Below are 12,433 nucleotides of genomic sequence, written 5' to 3' on the forward strand. Positions count from 1 at the left end.
TCCGCGCGACACCTGGCGCGGCCAGCGCAAATCACACGACGAGGCGGGCGTGCAACATGTCGATCGTCGCTTGCGAGAGGCCAAGGCCTTGCGTCAGATAGCTCGCCATAGTGGCGTAGCTCGCCTGTACCTGATCGAACCCCGCTTGCAGATAATTTTCCTGGACATTGAAGAGCGGCGACTCGATCGTTGCGACCGCGTCGCCATCCTGCGCCTGCAACGTGGCCGTCTGCGCCTGGATCGATTGAGCCAGATAGACGTTGCTCAGCAGATAGTCCTGCATGATGACGTCGAGCGGCACGTTGGCGATGCTGAGCAGGAGCGCCGCAACCCAGCCGGTACGATCCTTACCCGCGCTGGAATGGAACAGTTGCGCGCCGGCGCCATTGGCAAGCCGCGTGAGAATCTCGCCGTAGCCGACGCGCTGGGCTGCGCCGGTGACATAGGCGCGCGCCTCACCCTCCATGAACGCGACGGCGGCCGCTGCCGTATCGAGCGTCGGCGTAACGAAATCGTTGACCCCCAACACATCGAGCGCCTGCGATCTCGCGCCGCTCGGCAAGATATCCGCGGTGCGCGCGATTTCGCCGGGCGTGCGCAGATCGTAGACCGAAGCGATGCCGAGTTTGTTGAGCGTGGCCGCGTCGGCAGTGCTGAGGGTCAACGCGTTCGCACGATAGAAAGCGCCACGGCGCATCTGCTTGCCGTCGACAGTGGGATAGCCGGCGGCTGCGCCCGCTACGTCGCGAAAGTTACTCACCGAGGCGAGGCGCGGCGTTGCCGGTTGATCGGTGTCCAGATTTCCGCCCCCACAAGCCGATAGCAGGGTGCTCCCCATGCCGGAAAGCAGCAGCGCACTTGCCGAAGATCTCAGGAACGCGCGGCGCGAGTAATCTGCCCGCAAAGGCGTGCTCGCGGGGCGGCGGAACGGCGAGCAGTTTTTTGCGGTTGCGGGCATTGGCAGTGGCGAGCGCGGACGTGAGGAGGGTAGTCGCAGCTCGAGCGCTGCCGGCGCAGTTTAACGGCGCCCGATTATTTTTGGGTTACATAGTAGTAGTTCGTAAGGAACCGGAATGGAGTCCCTTACCTGTCCCTTAGCCGTCACTTAACCGGTTGCCATTTTTGACCACAACTGGCCGCACCCCGTCCCATCCCCTTAGAATACAAAAAACCCACGATCAAGCCGCCGCAAGGCAAAAACCACCTGGAGACAACAAAAAAACATGCCCTCTCTCCAATGGTTCACCGAACTGACACAGCGCGAACGCCGCACCCTCTATGCGGGCTTCGGCGGCTACGCAGTCGACGCCTTTGATTTCATGATCTATTCATTCCTCATTCCGACGCTGATCGCGACATGGGGCATGACCAAAAGCGAAGCCGGCATGATCGCGACCAGTTCGCTGATTTCGTCGGCAATCGGCGGCTGGCTCGCCGGGATTCTCGCCGATCGCTACGGACGCGTGCGGGTCCTCCAGTGGACCATTGCCACCTTCGCGATCTTTACCTGCCTGTCGGGTTTCACCCACTCGTTCTGGCAACTGCTAACCACCCGCACGCTGCAAGGCATTGGTTTTGGCGGTGAATGGTCGGTCGTGACGATCATGATGGCCGAAACCATCCGCTCACCTCAGCATCGCGCGAAAGCCGTGGGCACCGTGCAGAGCAGCTGGTCATTCGGCTGGGCCGCGGCGGCCATCATCTATTGGGCGTTCTTCGCGCTGCTGCCGGAACAGTATGCATGGCGCGCCTGCTTCTGGATCGGCCTGCTGCCCGCGTTGTGGATCATCTACATCCGCCGCAATGTCAGCGATCCGGAAATCTTTCTCGAAACCCGCCGGGCTCGAGAAAGCGGTTTCGACACCTCGCACTTCCTGCAGATCTTCGCCTTCCCTTACCTCAAAACGACCATCCTGGGCAGCGTGCTCTGCACCGGCATGCTCGGCGGCTATTACGCGATCACCACCTGGCTGCCGACCTATCTGAAGACCGTGCGCCATCTGTCAGTCTTCAACACCAGCGGCTATCTGATCGTGCTGATCGTCGGCTCGTTCACCGGCTATATCGTCGGCGCGATTCTGTGCGACAAGATCGGCCGCCGCGCGTCGTTCGTGCTGTTCGCGATCGGCTCGTTCGTGCTCGGCATGGTCTACACGATGCTGCCGATCACCGACGGCATGATGCTCGCCCTCGGTTTCCCGCTGGGCATTGTCGTGCAAGGGATTTTCGCGGGCGTGGGCGCCTACCTGTCGGAGCTTTATCCGAATTCGATCCGCGGCTCGGGGCAAGGCTTCTGCTACAACCTGGGCCGCGGTCTCGGCTCGTTCTTTCCGATCCTGGTCGGTACACTGTCACAAACCATGACGCTGGTGAAGGCGATGGGCATCATCGCCGGGTCGGGCTATCTGCTGGTGATCGTTGCCGCAGTGTGTCTGCCGGAAACCAAGGGCAAAGTGCTCGGCGCGACTCGCCCGAGCGCCTGAAACCGCCGTACAACCACATGAAAACGATTGTTCTGGGCGGCGGCGTGATCGGCGTCGCCACCGCGTTTTATCTGCGCCAGCAAGGCTGCGAGGTCACCGTGATCGAGCGCGAGCCGGACGTCGCGCTCTCTACCAGTTTCGGCAACGCCGGTGTAATCGCGCCGGGCTATGTGACGCCGTGGGCCGCGCCCGGCATGCCGGCCAAGATCTTCAAGTATCTTTTCAAGCCGGCCTCGCCGCTGATCTTCCGCCCTACCCTCGACCCGGCTCAATGGCGCTGGATCATGCGCTGGCTACGCGAATGCGATCTCGAACGCTTTCGCGTCAACAAGCAGCGCATGCAACGCATCGCCTATTACAGCCGGGAGTGTCTGCACGAATTCCGCACCCGTCATCCGTTCGACTATGGCCGCAGCCAGGGCTATCTGCAGTTGTTCCGCAGCGAATACGATGTGGAGCTCGCGCAGCCGGCATTGGCGGTCCTGCGCGACGCGGGCATCGCGTACCGTGAAGTCAGCGCCGCGCAGTGTGTCGAGATCGAACCGGGTCTGCGCTGGGCCCGCCAGACGCCGCTCTCCGGCCTCTATCTCCCCAACGACGAAGCCGGCGATTGCGCCCGCTTCACCCGTGAACTGCGGGCGATCTGCGAGCGCAACGGCGTGCGGTTTCGCTTCGATACCCGCGTGAGTTCGCTCGATATGCGAGGCGGTGCGGTTCACGCGGTCAATCTCGAGAGCGAGCGCGGCAGTGAGACATTACAAGCGGATGCCGTGGTGGTGGCGCTGGGGGTCGACAGCGCGACGTTGCTCGCGCCGCTCGGCGTGAAGGTGCCGCTCTACCCGGTCAAAGGCTACTCGGCAACGCTACCCATCACCGACGAAGAAAAAGCCCCGCTGGCGGCACTCATGGACGAATCGCTGAAAACGGCGATCACGCGTTTTGGCAACAACCTGCGCGTGGCCGGCACCGCGGAGCTTGGCAATCGCCAGATAACCCTGCGCGAGCAGGCCTTGCAGACGCTGATGAAGGTACTCAGCGACTGGTTTCCGCACGCGGCCAATCCGACCTCCGCGCACTTCTGGGTCGGCCGCCGGCCCATGACGCCCGATGGAGCGCCATTGCTCGGCCCGTCCGGCGTGAACAATCTCTGGCTGAACGTCGGACATGGGTCGACGGGTTGGGCGATGTCGATGGGTTCGGGCCGGGTTGTCGCGGATTTGATTACGCAGCACAAGCCGGAGATCGATCTGGACGGGCTCACTTTGAACCGCTACCGGAAATAATTGCGCGTCGCAAAAACGGAAAAGCCGGGTCACCCTCTCAGGTGCCCGGCTTTGTTTTTTTACCGCTTTGGGGTACGGCTTATGTACCGCTTTGTCGTCTCCACCTCGTCCTGCAAGCATTAGCCGGTTCCCGCGTTATCAGGCGGCAACCGGCGGCAACCGAGTTGCATGGGACCAGAGTAAGTGCTGAAGCACTAACTCTGGTCGACAGAGAAGTTAGCGCGGCAGTTCCGAATGCCCCATCAGGAATGCATCGACCGAACGTGCGCACTGACGGCCTTCGCGAATCGCCCACACCACCAGCGACTGGCCACGGCGCATATCGCCCGCGGTGAAGACCTTGTCCACCGACGTGTAGTACGCCTTGTCGCCCTCGGTCGCGGCACGCACATTGCCGCGGTTGTCCTTGTCGACGCCGAACGCCTCAAGCACCGGCGACACCGGTTGTGTGAAGCCCATGGCCAGCAGCACCAGATCCGCCTTCATTTCGAATTCCGAGTTCGGCACTTCCTGCATCTTGCCGTCCTTCCATTCGACGCGCGCGGCGATCAGCTTTTCGACCTTGCCGTTCTTGCCTTCGAGGCGCTTGGTGGCGACCGCCCAGTCACGCGAGCAGCCTTCGTCATGCGAGGACGAGGTGCGCAGCTTGATCGGCCAGTACGGCCACACGAGCGGTTTGTTCTCTTCTTCCGGCGGCTGCGGCAGCAGTTCGAATTGCGTGACGCTCTTCGCGCCATGACGATTCGACGTGCCGACGCAGTCCGAACCCGTATCGCCGCCACCGATCACGACCACATGCTTGCCCTTGGCGAGCAACTGGTTCGCGACCTTGTCGCCGGCATTGACCTTGTTCTGCTGCGGCAGGAATTCCATTGCGTAGTGAATGCCTTCCAGCTCGCGGCCCGGCACCGGCAGATCGCGCGGCGTTTCCGAACCACCGGCAATCACCACGGCGTCGAACTGTTCTTTCAGCTCAGCCGGCGTGATGGTTTCCTTCGCCGTGTTGCCGATATGCGCCGGCAGCGAATCCGCTTTGCCGACGAAGACGTTGGCGCGGAACGTCACGCCTTCAGCTTCCATCTGACGCATGCGGCGGTCGATCAGCCACTTTTCCAGCTTGAAGTCGGGAATGCCGTAACGCAGCAAGCCGCCAATCCGGTCGTTCTTTTCGAACACGGTGACATCGTGCCCCGCGCGCGCGAGTTGCTGCGCGACGGCCAAACCGGCAGGGCCGGATCCGACCACGGCGACCTTCTTGCCGGTCTTGTGCTTCGGCGGCAGCGGTGCGACCCAACCTTCGGCCCATGCTTTGTCGATGATCGCGTGTTCGATCGACTTGATGCCGACCGCGTCGTCGTTAATACCGAGCGTGCAGGCCGCTTCGCACGGCGCCGGGCAGATGCGGCCCGTGAACTCGGGGAAGTTATTGGTGGAGTGCAGCACTTCAATCGCGTTCTTCCAGTCCTGATGGAACACCAGGTCGTTGAAGTCCGGAATGATGTTGTTCACCGGGCAGCCGTTGTTGCAGAACGGAATGCCGCAGTCCATGCAACGCGCGCCTTGAATCTTGGCTTCGTCGTCGGTCAGTGCCGCGACGAATTCCTTGTAGTGCTTCACACGCGTGAGCGGAGCTTCGTACGCCTCGTGGCGGCGCTCGAACTCGAGAAAACCGGTTGCCTTGCCCATGTGGTTCTCTTCTCTATCTGTATCAGGTGAGGTGATCTACACCCGCCGCGCGGACCGGGATGCGGCCGGCGCGGTGGGTACGGCTAGTTGTGACTGTGACGTCTGCGGTGGCAGGATCAGGCGGCGAGCACTTCCTTGTTCGCCTTCTTCGCGGCCATCTCGCCCAGCGCGCGCTTGTATTCGGTCGGGAATACCTTCACGAACTGACGGCGCGACGCGTCCCAGTTTTCGAGCAGCGCCTTTGCACGCGGCGAACCCGTGAACTGGAAGTGACGTTCGATGAGACCCTTGAGCAGCGCTTCGTCGGTGGTGCCGCTGTGCCACAGGCCATTGTCGACTGTGCGTTCCTGTTCGGCCTGCTGCAAGACCGGGTCGAGCGCGACCATCGACTTGTTGCACTTGCCCGCGAACGTGTTGTCCGGATCGAACACGTAGGCAATACCGCCCGACATACCGGCCGCGAAGTTACGGCCCGTTTCGCCGAGCACGACTACCGTGCCGCCCGTCATGTATTCGCAACCGTGGTCGCCCGTACCTTCGACGATTGCCGTCGCGCCCGAGTTACGCACGCAGAAACGCTCGCCGGCGACGCCGCGGAAGAACGCCTCGCCTTCTATCGCGCCGTACATCACCGTGTTGCCGCAGATGATGTTTTCTTCCGACTTGCCGCGGAAATCGTTCGTCGGACGGATGATGATGCGGCCACCCGAAAGGCCCTTGCCGACGTAGTCGTTACCGTCGCCGACCAGATCCAGCGTGACGCCTCGCGCGAGGAACGCACCGAAGCTCTGACCCGCGGTGCCCTTCAACTGGATGTGAATCGTGTCGTCAGGCAGACCATCGTGGCCGTACTTCTTCGCGATCGTGCCGGACAGCATCGCGCCGACCGTACGGTTCACGTTGCGCACCGGCTGGATGAACGAGACGTGCTCGCCCTTCTCGATCGCGGCCTTCGACTTCTCGATCAGCACATGATCCAGGGCGCGGTCGAGACCGTGGTCCTGCACGTCGACGTGCTTGCGCGCCACTTCCGCTGCGACTTGCGGCTGATAGAACACGCGCGAGAAATCGAGACCCTTCGCCTTCCAGTGCTCGACGCCCTTCTTCATGTCGAGCAGTTCGGCGTGGCCGATCAGGTCGTCGAATTTACGGATGCCCAGTTGCGCCATCAGTTCGCGCGCTTCTTCCGCAACGAAGAAGAAGAAGTTGACGACGTGTTCCGGCTGGCCCTGGAACTTCGCGCGCAGCACCGGATCTTGCGTTGCGACGCCGACCGGGCAGGTGTTCAGGTGACACTTGCGCATCATGATGCAGCCTTCGACGACGAGCGGCGCCGTCGCGAAGCCGAATTCGTCCGCGCCGAGCAGCGCGCCGATCACGACGTCGCGGCCGGTCTTCATCTGACCGTCGGCCTGCACGCGGATGCGGCCGCGCAGCTGGTTCAGCACCAGCGTTTGCTGCGTTTCAGCCAGACCCAGTTCCCACGGCGTGCCGGCATGCTTCACCGACGACAGCGGCGAGGCGCCCGTGCCGCCGTCATGGCCGGCGATCACGACGTGATCGGCCTTCGCCTTGGCGACACCCGCGGCCACCGTGCCCACGCCCGATTCCGACACCAGCTTCACTGACACGCTGGCCGCCGAGTTGGCGTTCTTCAGATCGTGAATCAGCTGCGCCAGATCTTCGATCGAGTAGATGTCATGGTGCGGCGGCGGCGAAATCAGGCCGACGCCCGGCACCGAGTAACGCAGCTTGCCGATATATTCCGACACCTTGTGGCCCGGCAACTGACCGCCTTCGCCCGGCTTCGCGCCTTGTGCCATCTTGATCTGGATCTGATCGGCCGACGCGAGGTATTCCGCCGTCACGCCGAAACGGCCCGATGCCACCTGCTTGATCTTCGAGCGCAGCGAATCACCGTCTTTGAGCGGAATGTCGACGATCACTTCGTCGCCGATCACCGACTTCATGGTGTCGCCGTTCTTGATCGGAATGCCGCGCAGTTCGTTGCGATAACGGTTCACGTCCTCGCCGCCTTCACCGGTGTTCGACTTGCCGCCGATGCGGTTCATCGCAACCGCCAGCGTGGCGTGGGCTTCGGTCGAAATCGAGCCCAGCGACATGGCGCCGGTAGCGAAACGCTTGACGATTTCCTTCGCCGATTCGACTTCGTCGAGCGGGATGGCCTTGGCCGGATCGAGCTTGAACTCGAACAGGCCGCGGAACGTCATATGGCGCTTCGTCTGATCGTTGATCAGATGCGCGTATTCCTTGTACGTCTGGTACGAGTTGCTGCGCGCCGAGTGTTGCAGCTTGGCGATCGCATCCGGCGTCCACATATGTTCTTCGCCGCGCACGCGATAGGCGTACTCGCCACCCGCGTCGAGCATGTTCGCGAGGATCGGGTTGTCGCCAAACGCGTCGCGATGCAGACGGATCGCTTCTTCCGCGACGTCGAACAGGCCGATCCCGCCGACCTTCGACGAGGTGCCCTTGAAGTACTTCGACACCAGATCTTCCGCCAGACCCACCGCTTCGAAAATCTGCGCGCCGGTGTACGACATGTAGGTCGAAATGCCCATCTTCGACATGACCTTCTGCAGGCCCTTGCCGACTGCCTTGGTGAAGTTGTAGACCGCCTTTTCCGCCGACAGGTCGCCCTTCAGGCCGGTTGCCAACTGGGCAAGCGTTTCCATCGCGAGGTACGGGTGCACGGCTTCCGCGCCGTAGCCCGCGAGCAGCGCGAAGTGGTGCGTTTCACGCGCCGAGCCGGTTTCCACGACCAGACCCGCGCTGGTGCGCAGACCGTGTTGCACGAGGTGCGTGTGGATCGCGGCCGTAGCCAGCAGTGCCGGAATCGCGACGTTGTCGCGGTCGGTCTTGCGGTCCGACACGATCAGCATGTTGTAGCCGGACTTCACCGCATCGACGGCTTCCGCGCACAGCGACGCCAGACGCGCTTCGATGCCTTCCTTGCCCCAGGCCACCGGATAGCAGATGTTCAGTTCGTACGAGCTGAACTTGCCGCCCGTGTACTGATCGATCGCGCGGATCTTGGCGATGTCCTTGAAGTCGAGCACCGGCTGCGACACTTCAAGACGCATCGGCGGGTTGATGTTGTTCGTGTCCAGCAGGTTCGGCTTCGGACCGACGAACGACACCAGCGACATCACCATGTTTTCACGGATCGGGTCGATCGGCGGGTTCGTGACTTGCGCGAACAACTGCTTGAAGTAGTGATAAAGCGTCTTGTTCTTGTTGGACATGACCGCCAGCGGCGAGTCGTTGCCCATCGAACCGACCGCTTCTTCGCCGGCTTGCGCCATTGGCGCCATCAGGAACTTGAGATCTTCCTGCGTATAGCCGAACGCCTGCTGGCGATCCAGCAAAGCAGCGGCTTCGCGGCGTTCCGTCGCGACGTCTTCGGCCTTCGGCTCGATTTCGTCGAGCTTGATGCGCACGGCGTCGATCCAGCTCTTGTAAGGCTTGGCGTTGGCGAGGTTGTCCTTCAGTTCCTTGTCGTCGATGATGCGGCCGTGTTCCATGTCGATCAGGAACATTTTGCCCGGCTGCAGACGCCACTTCTTGACGATCTTCGACTCAGGGATCGGCAGCGTGCCGGCTTCCGACGCCATGATGACGAGGTCGTCGTCGGTGACGATGTAGCGTGCCGGACGCAGGCCGTTACGGTCGAGCGTGGCGCCAATCTGACGGCCGTCGGTGAAGGCGATCGCGGCGGGGCCGTCCCACGGCTCCATCATCGCGGCGTGGTATTCGTAGAACGCGCGGCGGTTATCGTCCATCAGCGTGTGCTGTTCCCACGCTTCCGGGATCATCATCATCACCGCGTGGACGAGCGGGTAGCCGGCCATCACCAGCAGTTCGAGACAGTTGTCGAACGAGGCGGTGTCCGATTGGCCCGGATAGATCAGCGGCCACAGCTTCGGCAGGTCGTCGCCGAGCACGTGCGACGCGATCGCGCCGGTGCGGGCGTTCAGCCAGTTGACGTTGCCCTTCACCGTGTTGATTTCGCCGTTGTGGGCGATCATGCGGTACGGGTGAGCCAGTTCCCACGCCGGGAACGTGTTGGTCGAGAAGCGTTGGTGCACCAGCGCCAGCGCCGACACCGTGCGCTCGTCCTGCAGGTCGCGGTAGTACACGCCAACCTGGCCGGCCAGCAGCAGGCCCTTATAGACCACCGTGCGCGCCGAGCACGACGGCACGAAGTATTCCTTGCCGTGCTTGAGCTTGAGCGCCTGGATGCGGTGGCTCGCCGTCTTGCGGATCACGTACAGCTTCCGCTCGAGCGCGTCGGTCACCATGATGTCCTTGCCGCGGCCGATGAAGATCTGGCGGATCAGCGGCTCGCTCGCCTTGACGGTGGGCGAAATCGGCATGGTGTGGTCGACCGGCACATCGCGCCATCCCAGCACGACCTGGCCTTCGGCCTTCACCGTGCGCTCCAGTTCCTGTTCGCAGGCCAGACGCGATGCGTGTTCCTTCGGCAGGAAGACCATGCCCACGCCATATTCACCGTGCGGGGGCAGCACAACGCCCTGCTTGGCCATTTCCTCACGATAAAAACCGTCCGGAATCTGGATCAGGATGCCCGCGCCGTCGCCCATCAGCGGATCGGCGCCCACGGCGCCCCGGTGGTCGAGGTTCTCGAGAATCTTCAGGCCCTGCTCGATGATCTCGTGGCTTTTCTTGCCCTTGATGTGAGCAACGAAGCCGACGCCGCAGGCGTCATGTTCGTTTTGCGGGTCGTACAGACCCTGCGCGGCGGGAACCGGGTGAGTCGGTTGCTGGTGGTCGTTCATGGGGACACCGTCTGTGAGGGGCCGGACAGGCCGTTAAACCGTTTTTCTATTGCCGCAGTTCGCACCGCAACCACGTCGGCGACTCCGTACGCTTGATGCCGCGCGTCTCTAAAAGTGCCGGAATTCGGAATATACGCGACGAATCAATGGAATAGCAAATAAAACGCGATGATTGAACCCCAATTATCAGATTGGTGCATTGCGGCTATTTTTTATTGGTGTCACATCAAAATGGTGCAAAAGAAAACGGCATGCGAAGATGCCGTTTCCATACAGCCCTTTGATGCAAAACGCTTTATTGCGTCTGCGGCGTTTCGCGGACCTTGCGCGGCCGCCCGCGCGGCAGCGGCGAAACGCGCCGGTTGGCAGCCCGCGCCGCCCATTCGCGGTAGGTGTCGCTGCCCAGAACCCAACCTTTCAAGGTGGCCTGCTGAAGCTGGCTGGCTTCGCGCTCGTCGAGCGGCTGCTCGCACAACTCTCGGTAGGCTCGCTGTCGCTCGAACGGCGTGTTGCCGAGCGACCAGTACAGCGGGTGATCGGTAATCAGACTGTCGAGCGTGAGGCCGATGTGGTGGCGGTAGCTCGACCAGCGATAGTCCTCGGGTGCGCTGACGAGCCCGGTACGCACCGGGCACATCTCGACGACCCGGCTCGCGAGCAGGAAGTAGCGCTCGCCTTCGATCACCGTGGCGCGGTAGCGCCCTTCCCATAAGGTGCCGCGGCGCGCGTAGCGCCGGTTGAAGTGAGCCACATAGCGGCGCCCCACCGCCTGCATCGCCTTCGGCAAGCTCGACTCTTCAGTCGGCGTGACGAGCAGTTGCACAGCGCCGGGCATCAACGCATACGCGTGGATGGACAAGTGATGGTCGCGCGAAGCCGCTTTCAAGCAGTCGATGAAAAGCTCGTAGTCCTGGTCGTCGACAAATGCGGGCTGCTGATCGAGTCCACGGAGGATGACGTGCTGCGGCTGGTCAGGGACATAGAGACGTGCAAGCCGTGCCATGCTGGAGTATCCAATAGTCGCGTTGGTACATACCCGAAGGTCCAAGGAACCGCGCACGCCCGGGGTTCGGCGCAGCGCGGCTAAGCCGGAAACCGCGCGGAGCCTAGGGAGAAAGCTCTAGCCGCCGCGTATGGTTTGTTTCAAACGTTGTAGTCATAATGAGCGAGCCTTTTCTGGAGGAGCACATATGAAATTAAAACAGGCCGTAACGGGGATCGCGGCGCTCGCCTGTATGACGGCAGCACACGCGCAATCGGCCGGAAGCTTTTACGTTACGACAGGCTGGTTCCATCTTGCGCCTCAATCGAGTAGCCAACCGTTGAGAGTAACGAGCATAGGCGGCAGCCCGACCAACATCACAGAAGCCAACACCGGCGCATCACTCGGCTCAGCCGATACGCTCGGCTTCACAGCCGGTTACTTCGTCACTGATCACATCGCTACCGAATTCGTGATCGGGGTCCCGCCTTCGTTCGACCTGAACGGCACGGGCAACCTCGAACAATTCGGCAAGCTCGGTCAGGCGAAACAGTGGAGCCCGACTCTGCTGTTCAAGTACTACTTCAATGCTCCAACCGCCTCGTTCCGCCCGTATCTCGGCATTGGTGTGAGCCGTATCTGGTTCACCGACCAGAAGATCACCAACGGCGCATTCGAAGCAGGTGTTCTGCATGGTCCGACCAGCGTCTCCACGGATAGTTCGTGGGAGCCGGTGTTTAATGCGGGTTTCACCTATGCGTTCAACCAGCACTGGTTCGCGGGCGTGTCGATTTCATACCTGCCGCTCAGCACGACCGCCAAGCTGAACACCGCCGCAAACACCCCGGTCGGTACGCTGAACGTGCAGTCGCAAACCAAGATCAAGCTGAACCCGATCGTTTCCTACGTCAACATCGGTTACCGTTTCTAACGCGTGAAGAAATTGGGGCCGTTGAGTTAGGGTAGTCGAATTTTCGTGGCTTGGACAACGCCGTCAAATATCCAATGGATCCAATGACGGCGTTTTTCGTTTTTCTCGCGTGCCGGGAGGCCGTCCGTGGCCTGCGCGGGCAACCCCGCGGGCAGGCGGCGTAAGCGTTTGTAAATTTGACCCACTCTCGGGTTAGCTCGTGCAATATCTGCTGAGGAATAGTGGTCTGCGTCACGGCCCTTCGGGGC

General features: G+C 61.9%; 7 protein-coding genes. 3 read left to right on the top strand and 4 right to left on the bottom strand.

Translation table 11 applies throughout. The features are described 5' to 3' along the window. Nucleotides 1-31: 31 nt before the first annotated feature. On the bottom strand, nt 32-958 hold the full coding sequence (locus GH665_RS19445; RefSeq protein ID WP_153137625.1) for a tyrosine-protein phosphatase: 927 nt from the start codon (nt 956-958) through the stop codon (nt 32-34). A gap of 265 nt (nt 959-1,223) precedes the next feature. Between GH665_RS19445 and GH665_RS19450 the strand changes: the two genes are divergently transcribed. Both GH665_RS19450 and GH665_RS19455 read left to right on the top strand, forming a co-directional pair. Continuing rightward, entirely contained in the window at nt 1,224-2,483 is a 1,260-nt protein-coding gene (locus GH665_RS19450; protein WP_153137627.1) for an MFS transporter, read from the top strand. A 17-nt stretch (nt 2,484-2,500) separates the two neighbouring features. Further along, a complete protein-coding gene (locus GH665_RS19455) occupies nt 2,501-3,766 on the top strand; it encodes a D-amino acid dehydrogenase (RefSeq protein ID WP_153137628.1) in 1,266 nt (421 codons plus the stop codon). Nucleotides 3,767-3,982: 216 nt separating this feature from the next. Here GH665_RS19455 and GH665_RS19460 read toward each other — a convergent pair whose 3' ends face one another. The 3 genes from GH665_RS19460 to GH665_RS19470 form a co-directional block, all read right to left on the bottom strand. After that, on the bottom strand, nt 3,983-5,452 hold the full coding sequence (locus GH665_RS19460) for a glutamate synthase subunit beta (RefSeq protein WP_153137630.1): 1,470 nt from the start codon (nt 5,450-5,452) through the stop codon (nt 3,983-3,985). A gap of 116 nt (nt 5,453-5,568) precedes the next feature. Then, the gene (locus GH665_RS19465; protein WP_153137632.1) at nt 5,569-10,272 is read right to left on the bottom strand and encodes a glutamate synthase-related protein; all 4,704 of its coding nucleotides are present in this window, start codon (nt 10,270-10,272) and stop codon (nt 5,569-5,571) included. Nucleotides 10,273-10,567: 295 nt separating this feature from the next. Further along, complete coding sequence (locus GH665_RS19470; protein WP_028199609.1) at nt 10,568-11,275, bottom strand: transposase; 708 nt, start codon at nt 11,273-11,275, stop codon at nt 10,568-10,570. Between the two features lie 187 nt (nt 11,276-11,462). Here GH665_RS19470 and GH665_RS19475 point away from each other — a divergent pair, with 187 nt between their 5' ends. Next, nucleotides 11,463-12,185: an OmpW/AlkL family protein gene (locus GH665_RS19475; protein WP_153137634.1), complete on the top strand. Its 723-nt coding sequence runs from the start codon at nt 11,463-11,465 to the stop codon at nt 12,183-12,185. Nucleotides 12,186-12,433: the final 248 nt, after the last annotated feature.

It is taken from the genome of Paraburkholderia agricolaris (assembly GCF_009455635.1).
Taxonomy (GTDB): Bacteria; Pseudomonadota; Gammaproteobacteria; order Burkholderiales; family Burkholderiaceae; genus Paraburkholderia; species Paraburkholderia agricolaris.